Annotated in this window: 23 protein-coding genes; 7 read left to right on the top strand and 16 right to left on the bottom strand. The window is 32.9% G+C overall.

The genetic code is table 11. From position 1 onward, the window contains the following. Positions 1–675 (top strand): ABC transporter ATP-binding protein, encoded by a 675-nt coding sequence (locus ACSVH2_RS06500; protein WP_438092354.1) that lies wholly within the window; start codon positions 1–3, stop codon positions 673–675. Between the two features lie 245 nt (positions 676–920). Here the strand turns inward: ACSVH2_RS06500 and ACSVH2_RS06495 are convergent, their stop codons facing one another. Continuing rightward, positions 921–1493 carry a pentapeptide repeat-containing protein gene (locus ACSVH2_RS06495; protein ID WP_438092353.1) on the bottom strand — a complete coding sequence of 191 codons (573 nt, stop codon included), beginning with the start codon at positions 1491–1493 and terminating at the stop codon, positions 921–923. Positions 1494–1695: 202 nt separating this feature from the next. Next, entirely contained in the window at positions 1696–1989 is a 294-nt protein-coding gene (locus ACSVH2_RS06490) for a GIY-YIG nuclease family protein (RefSeq protein WP_438092352.1), read from the bottom strand. 296 nt (positions 1990–2285) lie between these two features. Between ACSVH2_RS06490 and ACSVH2_RS06485 the strand changes: the two genes are divergently transcribed. Together ACSVH2_RS06485 and ACSVH2_RS06480 are read left to right on the top strand one after the other, a co-directional pair. Continuing rightward, complete coding sequence (locus ACSVH2_RS06485; RefSeq protein WP_438092351.1) at positions 2286–3326, top strand: GMP reductase; 1041 nt, start codon at positions 2286–2288, stop codon at positions 3324–3326. Positions 3327–3331: 5 nt separating this feature from the next. Beyond that, positions 3332–3859 carry an NUDIX hydrolase gene (locus tag ACSVH2_RS06480; RefSeq protein ID WP_438092350.1) on the top strand — a complete coding sequence of 176 codons (528 nt, stop codon included), beginning with the start codon at positions 3332–3334 and terminating at the stop codon, positions 3857–3859. A gap of 38 nt (positions 3860–3897) precedes the next feature. On the opposite strand, the gene ACSVH2_RS06475 is transcribed toward ACSVH2_RS06480, so the two are convergent. The 14 genes from ACSVH2_RS06475 to ACSVH2_RS06410 all read right to left on the bottom strand — a co-directional run bounded on the left by ACSVH2_RS06475 (position 3898) and on the right by ACSVH2_RS06410 (position 16683). Further along, the gene (locus tag ACSVH2_RS06475) at positions 3898–4212 is read right to left on the bottom strand and encodes a HepT-like ribonuclease domain-containing protein (RefSeq protein WP_438092349.1); all 315 of its coding nucleotides are present in this window, start codon (positions 4210–4212) and stop codon (positions 3898–3900) included. 31 nt (positions 4213–4243) lie between these two features. Beyond that, positions 4244–4543, bottom strand: a complete 300-nt coding sequence (locus ACSVH2_RS06470) for a nucleotidyltransferase family protein (protein ID WP_438092348.1) — start codon at positions 4541–4543, stop codon at positions 4244–4246. 50 nt (positions 4544–4593) lie between these two features. Continuing rightward, the gene (locus ACSVH2_RS06465) at positions 4594–5001 is read right to left on the bottom strand and encodes a nuclear transport factor 2 family protein (protein WP_438092347.1); all 408 of its coding nucleotides are present in this window, start codon (positions 4999–5001) and stop codon (positions 4594–4596) included. 239 nt (positions 5002–5240) lie between these two features. Continuing rightward, the gene (locus ACSVH2_RS06460) at positions 5241–5597 is read right to left on the bottom strand and encodes a hypothetical protein (RefSeq protein ID WP_438092346.1); all 357 of its coding nucleotides are present in this window, start codon (positions 5595–5597) and stop codon (positions 5241–5243) included. Between the two features lie 319 nt (positions 5598–5916). Then, a complete protein-coding gene (locus ACSVH2_RS06455) occupies positions 5917–6345 on the bottom strand; it encodes a hypothetical protein (RefSeq protein WP_438092345.1) in 429 nt (142 codons plus the stop codon). 80 nt (positions 6346–6425) lie between these two features. Further along, positions 6426–7142 carry a hypothetical protein gene (locus ACSVH2_RS06450; RefSeq protein WP_438092344.1) on the bottom strand — a complete coding sequence of 239 codons (717 nt, stop codon included), beginning with the start codon at positions 7140–7142 and terminating at the stop codon, positions 6426–6428. Positions 7143–7152: 10 nt separating this feature from the next. Beyond that, positions 7153–7533, bottom strand: a complete 381-nt coding sequence (locus tag ACSVH2_RS06445; protein WP_438092343.1) for a hypothetical protein — start codon at positions 7531–7533, stop codon at positions 7153–7155. 404 nt (positions 7534–7937) lie between these two features. Continuing rightward, positions 7938–8546 (bottom strand): DUF559 domain-containing protein, encoded by a 609-nt coding sequence (locus ACSVH2_RS06440; RefSeq protein WP_438092342.1) that lies wholly within the window; start codon positions 8544–8546, stop codon positions 7938–7940. 243 nt (positions 8547–8789) lie between these two features. After that, positions 8790–10469, bottom strand: coding sequence for a hypothetical protein (locus ACSVH2_RS06435; protein WP_438092341.1), 1680 nt, complete (start codon positions 10467–10469; stop codon positions 8790–8792). Next, entirely contained in the window at positions 10470–12176 is a 1707-nt protein-coding gene (locus ACSVH2_RS06430; protein ID WP_438092340.1) for an McrB family protein, read from the bottom strand. Positions 12177–12184: 8 nt separating this feature from the next. Next, complete coding sequence (locus tag ACSVH2_RS06425; RefSeq protein WP_438092339.1) at positions 12185–12829, bottom strand: hypothetical protein; 645 nt, start codon at positions 12827–12829, stop codon at positions 12185–12187. 1 nt (position 12830) lies between these two features. After that, positions 12831–14351 (bottom strand): DNA cytosine methyltransferase, encoded by a 1521-nt coding sequence (locus ACSVH2_RS06420; RefSeq protein WP_438092338.1) that lies wholly within the window; start codon positions 14349–14351, stop codon positions 12831–12833. Beyond that, positions 14344–15555, bottom strand: coding sequence for a DNA cytosine methyltransferase (locus tag ACSVH2_RS06415; protein ID WP_438092337.1), 1212 nt, complete (start codon positions 15553–15555; stop codon positions 14344–14346). The genes ACSVH2_RS06420 and ACSVH2_RS06415 overlap by 8 nt, the downstream gene beginning before the upstream one ends. 735 nt (positions 15556–16290) lie before the next feature. Next, positions 16291–16683, bottom strand: a complete 393-nt coding sequence (locus ACSVH2_RS06410) for an HU family DNA-binding protein (protein WP_438092336.1) — start codon at positions 16681–16683, stop codon at positions 16291–16293. Positions 16684–17182: 499 nt separating this feature from the next. Between ACSVH2_RS06410 and ACSVH2_RS06405 the strand changes: the two genes are divergently transcribed. The 4 genes from ACSVH2_RS06405 to ACSVH2_RS06390 all read left to right on the top strand — a co-directional run bounded on the left by ACSVH2_RS06405 (position 17183) and on the right by ACSVH2_RS06390 (position 20524). Beyond that, positions 17183–18007, top strand: a complete 825-nt coding sequence (locus ACSVH2_RS06405) for a DUF4189 domain-containing protein (protein ID WP_438092335.1) — start codon at positions 17183–17185, stop codon at positions 18005–18007. A 164-nt stretch (positions 18008–18171) separates the two neighbouring features. After that, complete coding sequence (locus ACSVH2_RS06400) at positions 18172–18417, top strand: hypothetical protein (protein WP_438092334.1); 246 nt, start codon at positions 18172–18174, stop codon at positions 18415–18417. Beyond that, entirely contained in the window at positions 18407–19150 is a 744-nt protein-coding gene (locus ACSVH2_RS06395) for a zeta toxin family protein (RefSeq protein ID WP_438092333.1), read from the top strand. Before ACSVH2_RS06400 ends, ACSVH2_RS06395 begins: the two co-directional genes overlap by 11 nt. A 255-nt stretch (positions 19151–19405) precedes the next feature. Then, positions 19406–20524 carry a vWA domain-containing protein gene (locus ACSVH2_RS06390; protein WP_438092332.1) on the top strand — a complete coding sequence of 373 codons (1119 nt, stop codon included), beginning with the start codon at positions 19406–19408 and terminating at the stop codon, positions 20522–20524. Positions 20525–20693 lie beyond the last annotated feature (169 nt).

Raw genomic sequence — 20693 nt, 5'->3', positions numbered from 1 at the left:
ATGAGCAACATAGTTTTAGAAACCAAAAAGTTAACCAAATACTTTTATGACCCTATCAAGTTTCAAGTATTGAAAGAAATCAGCATGAGTATAGACCATGGCGAATTTGTTTCAATCGTAGGAAAATCGGGTTGTGGGAAATCGACTTTGTTGTATTTGCTCTCCACCATGGATACCGATTATGAAGGGCAATTGTATATCCACGACGAATTGATTACTGGAAAACCCGATAAGGAATTGGCGCAAATCAGAAACGAAAAAATAGGGTTTGTATTTCAGTTTCATTACTTGTTAGCGGAATACAATGTATTGAAAAACGTCATGTTGCCAGGAATGAAACTCAGTAAACTCACCGAAAAAGAAATCGAATATAATGCCATGGAACACCTGCGAACTTTGGATATGGAAGACCAAGCCTTAAAAATGCCCAATCAACTAAGTGGTGGACAAAAGCAACGCGTAGCCATTGCCAGAGCTTTAATCAACAATCCTTTGATTATTATGGGTGATGAGCCAACAGGAAATTTGGATAAGAAAAACAGTGATTTAGTTTTTGATATTTTCCATAAATTAACCGAAGAAAACAATCAAACACTCCTAATTGTAACCCACGATACTGATTTTGCTCAACGAACCCAACGAACCATTACGATGGAAGATGGCAGAATAATATAATTTATGGGATTGGTTTTATCAACTGAAATTCATTATAAAAACAAAATAGAGGCATAGAAAAAAAGAGATACTAGACCAATTATTGGTTCACAAAGCTATGGCTTACTATTCTAAAGTGAAACGTCTTATTGTTTTTAATAAATCCTATGAATCTATGTGGTTTAAAAAAAATTAATGTATAATATAATTCACCTTCAACACTTCCCACTTTGTACTTTGTACCTCGAACCTCGTACCTCGTATTTTCACTTCACCACAATATCATACTTCTGCAACAATCCTTTCAAACCATCAGTAGAAAAAATAGCTTTCTTGAGTTTATTCTTTTCAGGGTCAATGGTGTAATCATAACTGGTAGAAAAATCGGCTTTGTTAGCTATAGTGTCTATAAAAACAGCTCTTCTCAGATTACAATTATCAAAAAATACTTCAGTTAAATCACTTGCCATGAAATCAACGGCTATCATACTGCAATTGATGAATTGCATTTTCTTCATTTTCAAGGCATAAAATTGAGCATAATCCAGCAAACAATCCTTGAAATGAAATTCAAATATCACTTGGTCGGTCATGGCAAAGTTCACTGCAGTAAAATTGCATTTGGTAAACCATACGCCACGTAGGGAAACATAATTGATTTTGGTGTCTTTAAAATTGCAATCAAAGAAGTTGCAATCTACAAAAGTGACGGTTTGAAAAGTACAATCAGTAAAATCGCAATAGCGAAACGTACAATTTTCATATTCTTTGAACTTAATATCAGCGTCAAGGAAAAATTCGTCTTTGAATTCTTGGTCTGCGATATAATCTGAATGCATACTTTAAAATTTGAGTGTAAAACTACTAATAAAAACCACTATAACTGTGAATGCTTTTGCTTTTTCCACTATCGTCAGTTCGAGTGATTTTTTATTTTAAAAACGCTTAGTTTTTAAAATAGAAAATTGTATCGAGAACCTATAGAAACGTAATAAGTTCAATTAATCATCGACTTTTTGTTCAGTAGAAATGGTAATTTTTTTATTTATCAAAATTTTTTTTAGCAAGATTAGGCAATGCATCAAAATCATCATTTATCAAAGCTAATTTCTTAGCTCTTGACCATTTTTTGATTTGCTTTTCTTTTTCAATAGCAAAATTAATATCTGTAAACTCGGCATAAAAAACTAACTCGACAGGTCGTCTTTTAGCTGTATAACAATCAGGATAAAACCCGATTTCATGCTGAAACATACGTTGAGTTAAATTACTAGTCACACCAGTGTAAAAAGTAGTGTCGGCACATTTAAGAATATATACATAGGATTGTTGCATAATGTAAAAATACTATTTTTTATAGCTTCTCGATACTATTTTTAAAATAACAAACTCACGTTTGCTATTCCAAAAATCACTCGAAGTGACGTATTCAGGATGTCTGTCTTTACCACTAACGTCAGTTCGAGTGATTTTCTAATTTAAAAACGCTAGTTTTTGAAATAGAAAATTGTATCGAGAACCCTTAGTTTGATTACTAACAATTGTTAATAAAATTCAATCGAACAATCACATTTTTTCAACCACATCATTCCCTAAAGTAATACATTTGATAGCAATGTAAAACCACCCTTATGAGAATAGAAACCGACCTAAAACTGGGATTTAAAGATGTCATGATAAGACCCAAACGCTCCAACCTCAACAGTAGAGCACAAGTGTCTTTGGAACGTGAATTTAAATTTTTACACAGTACCCACACTTGGACAGGCATTCCTATTATGGCGGCAAACATGGATACAGTAGGTACTTTTGAAATGGCATTGGCATTGGCAAAAGAGAAGCTATTTACCGCCATTCACAAACATTATTCTTTGGCACAATGGCAGGCTTTTTTAAACCAAGCACCTGCTGATATTTACAACTATATTGCCGTGAGTACAGGAACAGGCAAGCACGATTTTAAAAAAATGGACGAGATATTCAGTCACTTTCCGCAATTGAAATTCATTTGTATTGATGTGGCCAATGGCTATTCCGAGCATTTTGTTGGGTTTCTACGCCAAGCGCGTAAGCAATATCCCGACAAAGTTATTATTGCAGGCAATGTAGTAACGGGCGAGATGGTAGAAGAGTTATTACTTGAAGGTGCCGATATTGTAAAAGTAGGCATTGGTCCTGGTTCGGTGTGTACTACAAGAGTAAAAACAGGAGTAGGGTATCCGCAACTTTCGGCTATTATTGAATGTGCCGATGCAGCACATGGATTAGGCGGACACATCATTAGCGATGGTGGTTGTGCTACACCAGGTGATGTGGCGAAAGCTTTTGGTGCGGGCGCTGATTTTGTTATGCTAGGCGGAATGCTAGCCGGACATAATGAAAGCGGTGGAAAACTCGTAGAGGTGAATGGCGAAAAGTACAAACAGTTTTACGGCATGAGTTCAGAGACAGCGATGAAAAAACACGTGGGTGGTGTGGCAGAATATAGAGCCAGCGAGGGCAAAACCGTGCAAGTGCCTTTTAAAGGCGAGGTGATTGATACCTTGCACGACATCTTGGGTGGCATTCGCAGCACGTGTACCTATGTAGGAGCTTCCAAATTAAAAGAACTGACCAAACGAACCACTTTCATTCGAGTAACGGAACAAGAAAACACTGTGTTTGGAAAATAGTAATTATGCCCACCGAAACCAACTTTTTCCAATACTGTCCCAATTGCTCCAGCAAAAACTTCACCTATGATAACAACTTCAAGTTGCATTGTAAGGACTGCGATTTTGTTTTGTATCATAACATTGCTGCGGCTGTAGCGGTAGTTTTTACTTTTGAAGATTCAATTCTTTTTACCGTTCGAAAAGTAGCGCCTGATGCAGGGAAACTTGATTTGCCCGGCGGTTTTATCGATCCTAACGAAACGGCGGAGGAAGCAGCTTGTAGAGAAATTAAAGAAGAATTAGGTTTGGCTATTACTTTAACTGATTTGCGTTATATTACCACAGCACCAAATCATTACGTGTATAAAAATGTAGCGTATCGAACTATGGATATTTTCTATGGATGTGCTTTGGAACGAGCTGATGTTTCGATTACTGCCGAAGATGAAATTCAGCAATTGGTTTGGATTAAGCGAAGTGAAATTGATTTGGATGCGATTGGTTTTGTGTCGGTACGGAAGGTGATTGCGTCCCTTGTTTTAGGTTGTTAGTAAGTAGTAGAAAGCTAAGGAGACTTTATCTTCGCTATTTATTTTTCGTTCTTTATGATTAACGCATCAACTTCGAGTTTTAATTTAGGAAGATGATTTATCAAAATGGACCAAATATTCTCATCAGAAATAGTGTCATAAGCATGTATTACTTGATTTCTCAGTCCGATAATTGCTTTTGCATTACTGATTTTTTCAGTAAAAGAATTGTCTCGTATTATTATTCTGTTTACTGCTTCACCAATAATCTCAAGATTTCTTTCGACAGCTCTTTTAAGCATTAAGTTATTCCTGTACTTGAAAAAATCTTTTTCTTCTTCTATGAAAAAGCTGTCAATTTCGTCAATGCACATTTTAATATCGTAAAGCCATTTAAGAATTCTTTCATCCATAAATAAGCTCTTTAGTTTTGTTTATGGAGTTTAGTAAGATAGGATTTCTTAGCGTTTGTTCTTCAACTAAGTCAACTTCACGTCCAAATAGTTTTTCCAAATTATCTTTGAAATCCATATAATTATCAAAATAAGTCGACAACTCAATGGATTTAAATTTTACAAGAAAATCAATATCACTTTCTTTATTGAAGTTTGAATTTAGTGCCGAACCAAATAGATACATCTTTTCTACATTGTACAAGGTACAAAGCCTTTTCAAGTCTTCTATATTTCGGTCAACTATTCCCATAAAGCAAATTTAGACAAAAAATGTTCTCTTTTATAAGGGTTCCAAAATAATTACTGTTCAGCGTCTGCCAACTTCTTAGTATCTACATATTGCTGAAACGCACTAATTTTCCCTTCATGATTTAGCGTCCACAGGTGTGCGGCTTGTGCATTATAACTTTTTCCAGTCGCTCTCACTTTAGCATCATAACGCAGCGTCACTAAGACCATGTTATTATCCATGCCGTGGATTTTAACACCCTGCAATCCAAAGCTCTCGTGGTTTGCTCCCAGACGACCAAAAACACCTTCTAAAATCGCATTCGGACCAATATAGGGATTACCATCGGCAAGCGAATTACTTTCGGCTTCGTTCCATGTGATTTGGGGATGCATTAATCCCAAAAAAGAGGGCATATCGCCAGTGGCAAAAGCGTTGTATGCAGTTTCAATCACTTTAATGTTTTGTGCAGTTGTCATGATTTTGGTTGTTAGTTGGTGCTTACTCTATTCGGTTTTCAGCATCCCCGTTGTATTATTTTCTATCAAAGATAAAATTTCTTCCGAAACACAAACGTGAATGTTTCACAAAATCCCCATTCTTGTCATTCCCGCGCAGGCGGGAATCTAGCACACCATCCAAACACATCACCCCAAACTTGTCATGCTGACTAAGGAAGCATCTCATAAAAATTGTCACGCTAAACCCATTCAACCTCTTATTCTTTAACAGTAATCTGTTTTGAAGAGGTAACAATAATTTGTGGTTTCTCCTTATAAATACTAACCTCACCAGTAACACAAACATTCTTTTTTTTCAAATAAACCATCGGGTCATAGTCAAAATTCTTTAAATCTTTTCCAAAAATAACAACCGAAAAACTATGATTAGGATAAGGTTTACCAAAGTTAAGATAAGTAACTTTACTGTCGCTTTTAGTTTGAAAAGTGCTTTGCACTGCCTCACAAACGGTAACTGTTTTCCCCTCATATTTTGCAATGCTATCCAATGTAATGGTTTGCGAATAGGAGATAGGAGCAAAGGCAAGGAAGAAAAAAAAGAAAAGTAGTTTCATGGTATGTGATTTAAATGGAACCCGTTAGATAAAAATACTATAAATTTAAAATTAGTAAATAAAAAACACATAGAAACATAGAAAAAAATAGACCAATTGCTACGCCTGTATACTACCACTCGGGTTTTGAGTTCATATAGCTATGATTAACTATCCTAAAGTAAAACGCCTTTCTTTATTTCATTAAAATCTATGTCTCTATGTGTTTAAAATAACCAATTCGATGTTTTTAGCTGATTTATTATAGTCTTTACTATTAGTATAACTCAGCGGAGCGACCTATCAGCGCTCAACCAAGAGAGGGTTTTTCTATTGAGCATCACTCTTCCTCATCATCCAAAAAATCATCATCATCAAAATCATCATCGCTATAATGGTCAGCATCACTGGGCGGAATAGCACCCGGCGGATTGAACAATCCCCAATCATCCCAAATGTGATTATCAGTATCAAAACCTTCAACCCATTCTATAAACAGCAATCGGAAAGCGTCTATTTCGGAGCGAATGAGTTTGACATACTCTAGGTTTTTATACGTTTCATGAAACCTTAAACTGCCCACTTGCACATACAAGTGCATGGCATGATCCCTAATGATAGCGGCATTTTGCATTCGGATGCTGTACAAATCCCCACCTTCAGCACCCGCTATTTTGGCAGGTATCATCATGGCATCTTCACGCATGAAGTGTTTGGTGTCTTGGATATACTCATCATCTTCCGGTAGTGTGGCGATTAAGCTTTCCACCAGTCGGTAGAGTAGTTCGGCTTTTTGATAAATAGGAAGCTTGCGGGTGTGGTCTAGTGCCATAGGACAATGGTTTAAGGTTACACAGTAATGCCCATAGTTTCTGGAATAACATTGGGTGTTTTGGCAATTTCAAGTGACAATCCACCTTCTCTTATTTCATCCAATAGCCATTTGCCTTCGGTGTATTCTAAAAACCAAACGTATTCCAAACTTTCATACCCCGATTTCCCTTGTACAATCTTATTCGTGTCTCGATCTTTCAGGTAGTCTTCCGCAACTACATCTATTGCGATAGCAATGCGGGAACCTTCAAAGTTAGGTGCTGCGGTAAGCTCAAGGTATAAAGGTCTAATTTTTTCAATATCCCTCAAATTGGATACATTCTTTAGGTTTTCTCTTTTCCATTGGTCTAAATAAACACTTTGTTGGTTTTGCCAATACCAATGGTTGACATACCCTTTTACCTCACTCATATCCTCATTAGTCCAAGCATTATAAACCCGTCTGATGATATTGGTGAATTCTTTTTGCAACTGTAACCAACTGAATTCTTTGTGCTCAAGGCTTAGTTGGGCTAAGATTTTTTTAATCTTCCTTTCTTTTCTATATTCTACCAAACGCACATAAATGATGAGCGGTAGCAATACGATGGTCAAGACCACCAATATCATTTTTCCCCACCAAGTTTTAAAAAAGGCTTTGGCAACCGTGCCACCAGGACCAGCATACACTGGGTCGATGGTGAATAATATTATGACAATTGTGATGAGGAATAGCCATTCTTTTTTAGACATAGTCATGGTGTTAACAATTTAAAGTTATAATTCTAATCAAACTAAAAAAACTAATGAGGCTTACTATAATGATGTACCTATAATTTTTGTTGGTATAATACGCTTTCCGTAAAAAGAAGCTCCCAAAACCAATAAAAGCCAATGCCATACCCATTTGAAAATAGATTTCGCTGGTGTTGTTTTCAAGAATAGCCGAGCTGTTTTGTACTTGTAGTGTCTTCACTTCTTTGCTGAGATAAAGCGTTTCAAGCACAACAGTATCAGACACGGTAACCGCATTATAAATCTCTGCTGTAAACTGGTCGTTATTGTTGGTAAAATCAATAGAGTAGGTAGTAGTACCAAAGCGTTGACGCTCGCTACTATTTTTGCGCGCTACGGTGGTGGTCATTTTTTGTAGTGGTAAAAAGAGGTCCACCACGGTCAGCAAACCCGTTACTAAGGGTATCAATAAAACGATTTTGGCTAGGGTATAATACTTATTGGTTTCCATACGAGGTTGGTTGGTTTTGTAAATATAAAATTATTTTTGATTATTTTATAGTTGTTTTGAGATAGGGAAACTTTTGAGAGTAGGGTAATTTATTCAGCTTTTTTTGATACAGATTTATAATACACCATCACCCCACGTCACCCTGAGTGTTTTTGGCTCTGCAAAAAATGACCCGAGCAAAAGGAGAACGGAACTTAGCTTATCGAAGGGCTATGTAGAGAGAGAGGCATCTCTTCAAACTAAGCAACAAAAAACCGAAAGGAACATTCCTCTCGTTTTTAGTTCAATTCCATCGAATATTATTAAGTAATCCATTTTTTAATATCACTAATTATTTTGGACATATTTTCATTTACTTCTTTACCAGTATAACGCAACACATTAAAATCTAGTTCTTGCAGTTTTCTATCTATATTTCTATCTCTTTGTGCTTGCTCTTCAGTTCTTTCATGATAAGTATGACCATCGGTATAAACACATAATTTAGTGTCTTTTTTTGTGATATGAAAATCCACAACTGTTAGAACTTCTTTAAAATTATTTTTCTCATTACCATAACTTTTCCCTTCGATAGAAATAGTTTCTCCTGCCCAATTCAATCCGTGTTGTACATCAAATCTAATATGATTTTTTTTAAGCTCTAAATATAATTTACGTTCCAATGGACTTTGTAATGTAAATAAACAAACTCTACAAGATTGACTTAATTTATATTCACAACCTTTACACATCGGGTCTTCCTTGTGATGTTGGTCCATTATTTTGCCTTGCTCTTCTGTAACATTCAATTTTTCAGCAGTAGTCTGAGAACTAAGAACTGCATTTATTTCATCTCTTAATATTTCTAAATCTCTATGACCTACTAAAAGACACTTATCCCATGCTTCATATCTATCTGAGAGTGTGACCATAAAAGATGTAGTTTCAATTTTTGATCCATTATAGCTAGCTTGTGATGTTTTAATTTTTTTTATACTAATGGGTAATCTTGCCATTTATTTAAATTTAAGTTGTTGTTAATTAAGATATAATATGAAAACTATAATTACGAAAAATAGTAATTTGAGGTTTTTAAAATTGATTTATTATTTGTACTATAAAACCATGCTTTAATATAGTAATGAGTTATTTGTAAAAACAAGTGAAAATTACATTCATTCTAATTCTTTTAATAGTCTAAAATTGTCAAGCAAACTATCAACCGAGGTGTCAGAATTATGCCTTGCAAGTAAAAGTCTATTGTCAATTGTACAAAAGCATTTACCATTTAGTTTTTTAAAATGTGTTTCAATGAATGTTGGGTAATCTTCTACATTAAATATAGCTTCATATAATTCAAAGCCACAAGCTTTACTATCATTAAAGAACTTCACAAAGTTATTTCGAAAAGTTTCTTTCACCTCTTTTCTAAAAGATTCTATTTCTGTTTCGTTAAAGTGGGTATAGGCTTTTAAAACATATAAAAAATTAATTTTATATTGGTGAACAAATAATGTATCTCTATCAAATAATCTCTCTTTAAAATGATAGGATGCTTTAGGTTCTCCTTTTTTATAAATAGAATGCAAATCATAATTTGACACATCATCAATATATCCATAAATAAAGAAATTGGGTGAAATATTATATCCTTCTGTTATAATATCTCTATACCTCAAACTACTTGTTTGAATTTGTTTGTTTTTATTGAGTATATCTATATTAAATTGAATCACATTTTTGGCATATGTAAACTGTTTGTATTTTGAAACTTTTCCCAAAGTAGATTCTGATTTATAATATTTAGAGTCACCTATATAAAAAATATCACTTGTATCGATTAATGATTTATAATCGTATATATGGTCAATAATTTTACCATCATCATTGTGTTTTAGTTTCTCAATTGTGATACCATCTACCTCTAATTCATTTAATTTATCCGAGAATAATTTATCAATCATATCTTCAAACACTAAGTTATAGTTGCTTATCGCTAAGAAATCTTCTTTTTTTCTTTTGATGCTACTTTTGTCAAATTGCGAGAAGTACAATTCACATAAAACATACATTTTCTTTAAAATATCATTGAAATAACGGTATTTTATTTTTCTTAGTTTAGTTCTACCGTTTTCACATAATCTTTCAAAAGAATTGCCTTCAATTAGGTTAAAAGATTTATCAATTTTCAGATTTAGATTGTGTTGTTTATTTAAGTGATTTAATATAGAAAAGAAATAAGTTAACAATTCCTCTTCGGTATTAATGATTTTTTTCTTGTTTCTTATTTCAGTATAAATAGGGGTTTTTCCATTTAATAGTAAAGGCAAAGACTTTCTTATGGTTTTTTCCCATTTTGGTTTTTTAGCTTGATTGGAAACAAACTCTATGTGTTTGAATAATATCTGTTGTTTGTTCTTTTTATAAAAGTTCACAAAACTCAATAAGAAGTCAAGATACGAATATTCTTTATCCCCTAAATTGGTGTTTAATTCAAATGTCTCGGTATTATGAATAATAGATGTATCATTATTCCTTTTTTTAAATTCAGATAAACTATTGTAGAAATGAACTGATAATTGACGAACCCAATTGTATTGTGTTTTGTGTTTTACTGATTCGTTTTTAATTAAATCAACCAATTCATTTTTTTTACAACCGAATACTGTTTTGTCATTATCTCTCATAAAGACTTTTGGAAGCATAAAAACTAGACTGTTTTTCTCAAATGAATGATAATAACCTACAGACGTAATCATCCCTTCCAATCCGTTTTGTTTATAAAACTTTGGATCATCAAATACTTCTTCAAGTATTTCTATTGGATATATTTCATTCTCTATGAGGATTTTCATCTATGAACCTATTTCTTCTTCCTCTTCTGCAACTCGTCTTAATGGAGTATCTTCTTCTATAATTTCTATAGGTTTAGATTTTATTGGGCTTAATTTAATTCTTTCAAACAACTCTTTAATTTTCTTTTTACCATTTATTTCAATTGGGTAAAAGTCTTCATATGAGGTTTCTTCAAAAACTTCATTATCTTCATCTTTAAAAACATCATTCCATAGGTAAAAAATAACTTTATTAATAAATGGTTTTAGTGAAATTGTCTTATTATTATCAGGTTTAATAAAGTAATTTCCAATGCATTTATCCATGCCTAAAGAACGGTTGTTCTTTATATGATTTAAGTTGACTTTTTTTATGAATTCTATCCAGCTATATTTTTCGCCATCTTCTATATCGATTTCAAAATCATTAGAATCATTTATTTTTCCAAAATCGTCTCTGGATTCGTAACAAATGGGAATATACTCCCAATCCCAACGTCTTTTAAATGCACTATCCATTGGAAATAATGATTGGTCAGAAGTATTCATAGTTGCTAGTATACTTAAATTATCTGGTAATAGCATTTCACCATTATTATAATATTTAGAATTTGAAATGCTTTCGTTTAAAAAAATTATAAGTTCATTAGATGGAGTAATTTTATAATTTTCATCACGATCTAATAATTGAAATAATTCACCAAATATTTCTGCACAATTCCCTCTATTTATTTCTTCAATAATTAAGTAATATTGATGAATAGGATCATTACAAGCCTCTACATAAATATTTGTAAAGATCTGTGGGACAAATTCATATTTAATCTCTCCTTTGCTATCAGTTACGGGTTTATAACCACCAACAAATGATGAATTATCATATTCAGGATGAAAAGTTATTCTTTTCTGAAATATTGTGTCTACATCTTTTAAATCTTGTGTAATTCTGAATGATTTTCCAGTACCAGGTGCACCAAAATATATTTTATTTATAGGTGTAACTTTTGGAGATTTTGCTGAGGTTTTTTTTGATTCTATAAAAAGTTCCTTTAGAAATCTTAAGTAGTTATTTTTACCAAGAATTGCTCTAGGCATATGGGTTGAGGTTTTTAGACTAAACTCATAAAATTCTCCTTTATCACTATAGAGATTACTTTCTAATTCATTAATAAACTCTCTGATTTCATTTTGTGGCAAGCTAAATACAGATGTTCCAAATTGTTCTTTATATATAGTATCATATTTGGTTAATTGTTCTAAAAGCTTATCTCTGTTCGATCCGAAAGAGTCAGTAAAATAATTATGCTTAACCTTATCTAGTTTAATAAACCAATCTGCAAAATTTTCTTTTAAATTCTCAACATTAACTTTTTCAATTGGGGCTGCACTAATATTGTTATAGTCTGAAAATAAACGAGTACAAATATCTTCGTATTTTTCTTTATCAACTTTTTCAAAAGAACCAATAGGTTCAATATTAAAACCAATACTTTTAGCAATTTCAAAAGCTTTTTCAAGTTTTAATGCATCATTAGAAACTTCTTTTACTACAAAATCATAGTACACTCTATCTTCTATTGTTGCTAAAATTTTATCACCAACAGCTATTACTTCATCTTCAAGATTAGTATTTTCTGTCTTTATAATAAAATCAAATACTTTTCCAGATTCAACTCGTGAAAAAGTTGTGATTAATGAATCTATTGAAACTATATAATATTTTGTCATAATTATTTTTATAATTGAAATTCATATTTTTGCCAAACTACAACTTTTTTTAAAGTAGTTTGATTAGGCAACTCTTCTAAAACTAAAAAATCATTGCTTTTAAATTCATTTAGAATATTTTTATCAGACACAATAATATCGTAAAAATCAGTCATTTCTGGAGAGTCGGATCTTTTTCTTGAGGATTCCTTAAATTCAATTTTAATATCTTGAAAATTACCATTAAAAAAACCTTTAAGCTCATATTTTCTCCCACTCATCTTTGTTGTTAAACGATCAATATTTAAAACTTCAAATCCTTTACTGTTTTTTTGAAAAGTTATAATGTTTGATTTGATATTTAAATCAATATAAAATTCAGTTGAATCTATAGTATCTCTTCTTTCAAAAAGAATTTCATCACCAGCATTGACATTATTATATCTGTAGAAATCTCCTAATCCATTAATCCTAAACTCTCCACCATCTGTAATATGCACATTATTAATAAAACCACCATTTTTTAAATTAAAAAATCTTGGTTTTAAATTATTTGTGTCAAATATATTTTCAATATTAGGCACTTTTTTTGAAACTAGAACATAGCACTCATGAGTGCCACCTTTTCCTATTTCAGTATTGTTCAAACTTTTAATAAATTGTTTTATTTTCATTTTATTCTAAGTATTTTTTTATTTCTTTTGCTATACCTTTCGCCATAACTGGAGGAACTGCATTACCTATCTGCATATATGTTTTTAAATATGCTCCTAAAAAAACATAATCATCTGGAAAGGATTGTATTCTTGCAGCTTCTCTAGGAGTTATACTTCTTATCTGGAAAGGATGTATATGAGAATGACAATCCATTTTTAAATGAGCCGTGATTGTTCTACTTGGTTTATCAGCTATTAATTTGAAATACTTGTCCTTAAAAACATGATTACGATGTGCATAAGGCATAATATCTTTTATTTTCTCGTTTGTACCATCATCACCCTGATTTAATAATTTATATATTTCGAAGTTTATCTCGTTAGTATATCTAGCTTTATGATTAAAAACATATGGTATAGTTCTATTTTGATTAATCATTTTTAAATAACCATTTTCATTACCTAAAAAACTATTAATATCAATTTTTTTACCAGTTGTCTCATCGTCCAATTCTGTTAAGTTCTTAATTTTAGGTGCATCGAGAGGTTTTATATAATCTATAGCGTCTTTTAAAACATGTCTTTTATTTTTCTTTGCAGCACTTTCTATTTCATCGAAAAGTTTTGAAGGTGTAACTTTTTTATTTTTTACAATATCGCTTCTTATAGCAATAAAAATTAATCTTTGTCTTTTTTGAGCTACTCCAAAATCATCAGAAACAAGTACTTTATATGCAATTTTATAAGTGTACTTATTTCCGTCTTTTTTTACAGTAATGTTTTGATAATCTTCAACTACTTGTTCAGCATACGGAAGCATCCCTCTTACATTCTCCATGATAACAATTTTTGGAGCTATTTTTTCGATTGCTTTAATGTAATATTTGTAGAGCTCATTCCTAGGATCATCTATAACTCGTTGCTGATTTGCAGAACTAAAACCCTGACACGGAGGACCACCAATCACAACATCAATCTCATTTACTATATAGTTATCTAAATGATCTACAATCTTTCTAATATCGCCTTGGATTACCCTTTCTTCTGGTATTTCAGGATGGTTATACCTATATGTTTCAATACAAACTGCTTCATGATCATTAGCTAAATCAATATGAAAACCCTCTTGAGCGAAACCTAAACTTAAACCACCAGCACCACAGAAAAAATCAACTATTTTTGGTTTGCTGTTTTCTTTAGAACTTTCTTGAAGTTGTTTTCTTTTTTGAGAATCTAGTTTATCAAAAGTATTATCTAATTTATCTTTATTAACTGTTGTGAATTTAACACTTGAAATGAAATCATTATATAAATCTTTTTTTAATAACTTTTCTAATTCTTTAAGTTCGTTTAGAGATTCAACAATATTAAGTTCAACTAACCTTTTTAACACAAAATCTTCATCTCCATCATTACAAACCTCTAAAGATATATTATTTTTTTCTGAAAATACTTGAACTAATCTATTGAAAAGCATAACCTTTTCAATAAAGAATTTTTTAGTATTTATATCTTTAATTTCTGAAACTTTATTAAACATTCTCTATCCTCTCTAATGTTTTCTTTATACTTTTCGCAATAGCTTCCGCCATTAATGGAGGTACAGCATTTCCTATTTGCTTATACTGTTGTGTTCGTGAACCTTCAAAAACAAAGTTATCTGGAAAAGATTGTAATCTGGCAGCTTCTCTAGGTGTAATAGTTCGTTCTTGTTTATAATCGGGATGTATAAACTGATTACCATCTTTATATAAATGGGCAATAATAGTTTTAGAAGGAAGGTTCCACCATTGAACTACATAACTATTATTGAAAACTCTTTGTTTCATATGATTCAGATCTGGCTTTTTTTCCAATAGGTCAGTAAAAGTCCATTTATTTTTACTCATTGTTTTATAACGAAGTCTATCTTGTTCATTATGCGTTCTTGCAATATGATCCCTAAGTAATGTCTCATCTTCATTTCTGATTTTTAATAGAAATTCATTTTGTTCTTTGACATTATGCTTAGTAATAATTTTACCTTCACCTGGTTTAATAACTGGTAAATCAGAGATTGCATCTTTAACAGTGACATATTTCTTTAAAATGCCTTTTGAATTCAACTCATTTTCAGGGCTATAGTGAGTCTTGATTATTCCTTCATAAATTTCAGACGGTTTTATAGACAAATCCTTTCTAGTTCCAATTAAAATAACTCTTTTTCGAATTTGTGGAACACCATAATCACAAGAATTAAGAACCATATTTTCAGGTTCTTTTATTAAATTATATTTTCGTCCAAGTTCTTTTAGAATTTTTTTTAGGATTGGTTTCCCTTTTACTTTTGCACTTAACAGACCAGTAACATTTTCAAAAACAAAAACTTTAGGTTCAAAATGATTTAATATCTTAACATAGCTTTCAAATAAAAAATTACGTGGATCGTCAGCCATACCTTTATCATCTTTAGCTCTACCAAGTGTTGAAAAACTTTGACAAGGTGGTCCGCCAATAATTATATCTACTTTATTATCTTTTATTTCGTTTTTAATTTGATCTATAATATTATCATTTGTTATATCTGTTTCTAAGACAGATGCTTCTTCTTCGGAATAACCATAATGTAACATTCTTGTTTTTAAAGTTCTGCAAGCATAAGAATCATATTCTACATGCGTTAAACTTCTAAAACCTTGTTTATAGAACCCTTCACTCAGACCACCACAACCTGCGAATAAATCTATAAAAGTTAATTTACTCATTTAATTATTTTATTATTGTTTTGTTGATAAATTTTAAATTCATATTCCAAAAATCATAAAAACCAGATAGATAACTTTTTTTATAACTTCCTAGATAATTTTAATATTATATATGTTTTATAAATTTGTTAATGCTCAAACTTAACGATAATACTCCACTTACACAATCCACTAAGTGTGTATTTATAAACATTTTGTTTTTTATAAAAAACTGTATCAATAAGTTGTTTTTGGAAAGGGTAAACAAGTATAATTATCAGAAATTTAGTCGTTGTCTGTCAAGTTATTAACAGCTTATTTTGGCTTAAAGTCAATAGGAGTAAGGGTTTTAAAAAAATATATGCCTATTTTATTAACACATGTTTTGGTTTTACAAATAATAGTATATTTACACTATCGATACAGATAGCTGGAACTATTTGAGGTTTTCGATAAAAAAAATCAAGCTCAGGCGCGTGGTACAAAACGTTTTGCTGAGCTTTTTTTTATGTCTATTAGTTATTCGTTAAAATTGTTGCTCAAGAAAAAAAAAGTGTTGCCCAAGAACAACATTTTTATTGCGCAAAAAAGGAATGGTTCTTGCGCAACAAATGAATAAATATTGGACAAGAAAAAAAAAGTGTTGCGCAAACTTTTTGAGTAGTTAATCCTGATGTTCGCAAAAAAAAAACCTCCTGTAGCTGGAACTACAAGAGGTTTTCAATAAAAAATACCTAAACTCAGGCGCGTGGTACGTTACGCTGCATCATTAGATATACGGAAAGAAAGATTTTTTAACATCTTTTTCAGTTCCTCACCAGGTCTGAAATTAAGACGCGCTTTCTTTACCGAACTCGATCCTACTTCGTTTGAAGTATCACTTCCCATAGAGTTGACACCCAATTGAAAAGTTCCCAATTCGCCCAATTTGACAATTTTACCTTCTTGAAGCTCCATAATAATGTTGTCTTCAAGCGCTGCTAAGACTGCTAAACAATCAGCACGGTTAACGGTACATTGCATAGCAATCAATTTTGCTAGGCGTTTTAAATCTGTTCTTCCATCAGCCACGGCTTTGGCATAGAACTTTTGCGGTGCATTCACATCCTGTGGATTCACTCGCTGCACTGGTTTAATTTTTACGGACATAATTGTAAAAAATTAAAAGTTAAAAAAAATTAAATTTGACTTAGTACATATTGGCGCCTATATGTCTAACTGTCAGATACAAAGATTAACTATTTAAACGTAAAAAGAAAGTCAAACTTATTCACAATCGGTTCAAGTTCTTAACAAAAAGCACCTTTTAAGTCGAGTTTTTGCGGTTATGTAAAGCATTGTAATACAAGCATTTAGTTTTTATCTTTGCGCAAAAAAGCCCTAAAACAAAGGAAGTTAAGAATTTTCTTTCTATGAAATTTTAACATTTTTTAGTTGTCTTGAAATGATGATTCTGATGAATAAAGTGAATAAAAATACAACTTAAAAAGAGGATAAAAATTGCAAATAATTAATTTAAAAGTATTCATATGGTAAGTATCAAAAAACCACCAAAAAATACCACCACATTTATATCCAAAATTACACTACATTTGATTTTCAGCTACAAATAGCCAATAACCAAACCGTTAACTAAAAACCAACCACTATGAAACTAGGGAAAACAGTACGCATCGCAATAGCCCTTTTGGTAATAACAACAGCCAGTGTGGCACAAACAGCACCAAAATATGGTGCACTAGCCATTGATAGAAGCAATGGTTTTTATTATGGTTGGGCCTACGATCAAGGTTCGTTGGCTGCTGCCGAGCAACGCGCTTTGCAGGAATGCCAACAGCGAGGTGGTGATTGTAGTGTAGTTTTGGCTTGGTCGGGTAGTGGTTGTGGCGCCTATAGAACTATTGATGGTAATGTGGGCACAGCCTATGGTTGGGGTTTGGCCTCAACAAAAGAAGCCGCTGATGCTATTGCTACTCGGGAATGCCTACAACGAAGTAACGGCAAACCTGCGGTCAATTATGTTTGGTCGTGCAATTCGGCAACCAGTGCCCCTTTGAAGGAACTCATCAACGACAAACAAGCACCACCAGCACCCAGCCCAGTATCGGCTCCAGCCATAGACGAGTACATCAATTTTAAGGGTTCCAAGCTTACCGCCAGTGGCGATTGCCCGGGTGAAGGCGTAGCGTTGATCACTGCCGAGGACGAAACGGTTATGGTGTTGTTCAACAATGCACCATCAGGAGGTTCAGCCACGGTGAATGCCAGTTTCTTCACCGAAGGATGCACGAGCTGTTTGGGTATATCGGTGCAGGATATTACCAACTCCTTGACCTATGTAGCGGTGAGTGGTTCATTTTCCAAAAGTGGCAACCAAGTGAGTTTTAACGTGCAGGTAAAAGAAATGTTTGATTTGATTGAGGGCACTGGGAGTGGTTTTACTGTTTCGGGTGTGTTTGTGTGTGAGGAGTAGGAAGAAGCAAGAGAAAAAGAGAAAAGAGTTAAGGGATAAGAAAACGACCTAAAACGAACTTAAACCACTTTAAATAAATAAAAACCCTAAACTTTTAAAAAATAGCTATGAACTATTTTTATTATTATATTTGTATAGTATTTAAAATATAATCCGAATAGTGTATGAAATCAAAGTTTGTATTTAGAAAAGATGCTACACAAACTAAAACATTAGTTAAAGCGGGTAAAGAAAGTGCTAAAAATGCACTTAGAGCATCTAGAGCATTGGGAATTTCAGTTTCTTATATAGAAAATGGAATTTTATATGAAGAGCGCGCCGATGGTCAAGTAGAAGAGATACAAAAGTTAGCCGAACCCAAAGAAGCTCCCTTTACCTTAACCAAAGGAATGGTATTGCATGCCAAGTAACAGAAAAATTAGAATTTTCGCGGGTCCAAATGGCTCTGGTAAGAGTAGTTTGTTTCAGGAATTTTCCAAGACTTACAATACGGGAGTTTTTATAAATGCGGATGAGCTTGAAAAACAATTAGCTCTTGGTGGTCTAATTGATTTAAATGAAATAGGAATACATGCTAATGAATCGGATTTAGACTATTTTAAAACGTTAGATTCTGCTAAGTCTTTATTGCTTAAAGCAGCAAAAGAAAATCAACCCATTACTATATCAATTAAAGAAAACTTTATAGTTGATTCTTCCAAAGACACTCATAGCTATGAAGGCGCTTTTATTGCCTCATTTATTAGATATTTATTGATCAAGCAACAAAAGTCATTCAGTTTTGAAACTGTAATGAGTCACACCTCTAAATTAGATGAAATAGAAGCAATTGTAGCTAAAGGATATCGTTCCTATTTGTATTTTGTTTGTACAGATAGTCCAGAAGTGAATGTGTCTAGGGTTAATAATAGAGTAGAAAAAGGAGGGCATTATGTTTCTGACGAAAAAATAATAGAGCGATATTACCGAACCTTATCGCTTCTTCATCAGGTGATCCCTTTGTGTTATAGAGCTTATCTGTTTGATAATTCAGGCAAGCAACTCAAATTAGTAGCTGAAGTTTATAATAATTCTATGGAACTAAAAACAAATACACCACCTAATTGGTTCATAGAATATGTATTGCCCTATTATTTTAGTTAGTTTTTAGCTCTGAAAATAATATCGAGAAGCTTTACAAAGACAAAAGTTCTAGCATACGCTCAGTTCGGATTTGCCTTAGGTTACTATAGTTATGCGATTTTATACTAGAGTGAAACGACTTTAAACATTCTAAAATAAACTTTGTCTCTATGTGGTTTAAAATCTTTTAACTGAATTCCACCCATCATTCCTTTAACTAAAAATTAATATTCGTTCTACCACCAATCCTAAGATTAAATAGTATTTTTATACACTATGAAAAAGCAGGTAAAAAAAGGGTTTATATTCAAGCAGTACGAAGCGCCGTTTCAATCGCCTTTTGACAAACTTTTTGAAATATTTAAAGAGCTAATCACCCACACCTCAGGTGATTTTGACGAAGCTATTGATTGGTTACGTCAACTGGATGTGGAGTACAAACTCACCGATGCTAGCTACACTATCGATGATTTTATTGAAGATTTAAAGAAGAAAGGCTACATCCGCGAGGAGCTAAAAGACGATGGCACCCAAGGCACGGGAATAACCGCTAAAACAGAACGCGCCATCAGGCAACAAGCATTGGATCAAATCTTCGGGAACTTGAAACGCTCGGGAACGGGCAACCACAAAACCAAATACAGTGGCAGTGGCGATGAACAAACGGGAGAGTTTAGGGAATATCATTTTGGCGACACGCTCGAAAGTATTTCCCTTACCGAGAGTTTGAAGAATGCCCAAATCAATAACGGTACCGATGAATTTCGTTTAACCGAAAATGATTTGGTAGTAGAAGAAGCTAGGTTCAAAGCCCAAATGAGTACGGTGTTGATGATAGACATCAGTCACAGTATGATATTGTATGGCGAAGATAGAATTACCCCTGCCAAGAAAGTGGCGATGGCTTTGGCGGAACTAATTACAACACGTTATCCTAAAGACACTATAGACATCCTCGTTTTTGGTAATGATGCTTGGCCTATTGCGATTAAAGATTTGCCCTATTTGAAAGTAGGACCGTATCATACCAATACCGTCGCAGGGTTGCAACTCGCCATGGACATGCTACGAAGAAAGCGCAACACCAACAAGCAAATCTTTATGATTACAGACGGAAAGCCAAGCTGTGTTCGTGAAAAAGATGGCACCTATTACATGAACAGCAACGGATTGGATGAATACATAGTAGAGCAATGCTACAATCAAGCGGCACAAGCCAGGAAATTACACATTCCGATTACCACTTTCATGATTGCCAATGATCCTTATTTGCAACAATTCGTCAACCGCTTTACGGAAGCCAACCAAGGAAAAGCGTTTTACACTGGGTTAAAAGGATTAGGGGAAATGATTTTTGAGGATTATGAAACGAATAGGAAGAAGAAGATAAAATAGAAGTTAGTTTTCAGTTGTCGGTTGTCGGTTGCAATTGATTTTTAGTAGATGGGAAAAACACTTAATGAAACTTAATTATCTAAATGGTTTAAAAAAAAAGTAAAAATTTAAACACATAGAGTCATAGAAAAAAAAGGGAGAGATAGCCCAATTATTGGGTTCACATAGT

It is taken from the genome of Flavobacterium sp. RSB2_4_14 (assembly GCF_051547085.1).
In the GTDB taxonomy this organism is placed as follows: domain Bacteria; phylum Bacteroidota; class Bacteroidia; order Flavobacteriales; family Flavobacteriaceae; genus Flavobacterium.
Note: the sequence above shows the minus strand (reverse complement) of the source record. Positions and strands in the feature narration are given on the sequence as shown.

What these genes read in the sequence shown, in the direction of transcription:
- ACSVH2_RS06410 (WP_438092336.1), bottom strand. Translation starts at nt 16,683, where the DNA reads ATGTCCGTAAAAATTAAACCAGTGCAGCGAGTGAATCCACAGGATGTG.
- ACSVH2_RS06420 (WP_438092338.1), bottom strand. Translation starts at nt 14,351, where the DNA reads ATGTTTAATAAAGTTTCAGAAATTAAAGATATAAATACTAAAAAATTC.
- ACSVH2_RS06445 (WP_438092343.1), bottom strand. Translation starts at nt 7,533, where the DNA reads ATGACCACCACCGTAGCGCGCAAAAATAGTAGCGAGCGTCAACGCTTT.
- ACSVH2_RS06400 (WP_438092334.1), top strand. Translation starts at nt 18,172, where the DNA reads ATGAAATCAAAGTTTGTATTTAGAAAAGATGCTACACAAACTAAAACA.
- ACSVH2_RS06465 (WP_438092347.1), bottom strand. Translation starts at nt 5,001, where the DNA reads ATGACAACTGCACAAAACATTAAAGTGATTGAAACTGCATACAACGCT.
- ACSVH2_RS06460 (WP_438092346.1), bottom strand. Translation starts at nt 5,597, where the DNA reads ATGAAACTACTTTTCTTTTTTTTCTTCCTTGCCTTTGCTCCTATCTCC.
- ACSVH2_RS06390 (WP_438092332.1), top strand. Translation starts at nt 19,406, where the DNA reads ATGAAAAAGCAGGTAAAAAAAGGGTTTATATTCAAGCAGTACGAAGCG.
- ACSVH2_RS06425 (WP_438092339.1), bottom strand. Translation starts at nt 12,829, where the DNA reads ATGAAAATAAAACAATTTATTAAAAGTTTGAACAATACTGAAATAGGA.
- ACSVH2_RS06405 (WP_438092335.1), top strand. Translation starts at nt 17,183, where the DNA reads ATGAAACTAGGGAAAACAGTACGCATCGCAATAGCCCTTTTGGTAATA.
- ACSVH2_RS06480 (WP_438092350.1), top strand. Translation starts at nt 3,332, where the DNA reads ATGCCCACCGAAACCAACTTTTTCCAATACTGTCCCAATTGCTCCAGC.
- ACSVH2_RS06485 (WP_438092351.1), top strand. Translation starts at nt 2,286, where the DNA reads ATGAGAATAGAAACCGACCTAAAACTGGGATTTAAAGATGTCATGATA.
- ACSVH2_RS06450 (WP_438092344.1), bottom strand. Translation starts at nt 7,142, where the DNA reads ATGTCTAAAAAAGAATGGCTATTCCTCATCACAATTGTCATAATATTA.
- ACSVH2_RS06415 (WP_438092337.1), bottom strand. Translation starts at nt 15,555, where the DNA reads ATGAGTAAATTAACTTTTATAGATTTATTCGCAGGTTGTGGTGGTCTG.
- ACSVH2_RS06495 (WP_438092353.1), bottom strand. Translation starts at nt 1,493, where the DNA reads ATGCATTCAGATTATATCGCAGACCAAGAATTCAAAGACGAATTTTTC.
- ACSVH2_RS06475 (WP_438092349.1), bottom strand. Translation starts at nt 4,212, where the DNA reads ATGTGCATTGACGAAATTGACAGCTTTTTCATAGAAGAAGAAAAAGAT.
- ACSVH2_RS06435 (WP_438092341.1), bottom strand. Translation starts at nt 10,469, where the DNA reads ATGAAAATCCTCATAGAGAATGAAATATATCCAATAGAAATACTTGAA.
- ACSVH2_RS06490 (WP_438092352.1), bottom strand. Translation starts at nt 1,989, where the DNA reads ATGCAACAATCCTATGTATATATTCTTAAATGTGCCGACACTACTTTT.
- ACSVH2_RS06470 (WP_438092348.1), bottom strand. Translation starts at nt 4,543, where the DNA reads ATGGGAATAGTTGACCGAAATATAGAAGACTTGAAAAGGCTTTGTACC.
- ACSVH2_RS06395 (WP_438092333.1), top strand. Translation starts at nt 18,407, where the DNA reads ATGCCAAGTAACAGAAAAATTAGAATTTTCGCGGGTCCAAATGGCTCT.
- ACSVH2_RS06430 (WP_438092340.1), bottom strand. Translation starts at nt 12,176, where the DNA reads ATGACAAAATATTATATAGTTTCAATAGATTCATTAATCACAACTTTT.
- ACSVH2_RS06500 (WP_438092354.1), top strand. Translation starts at nt 1, where the DNA reads ATGAGCAACATAGTTTTAGAAACCAAAAAGTTAACCAAATACTTTTAT.
- ACSVH2_RS06440 (WP_438092342.1), bottom strand. Translation starts at nt 8,546, where the DNA reads ATGGTCACACTCTCAGATAGATATGAAGCATGGGATAAGTGTCTTTTA.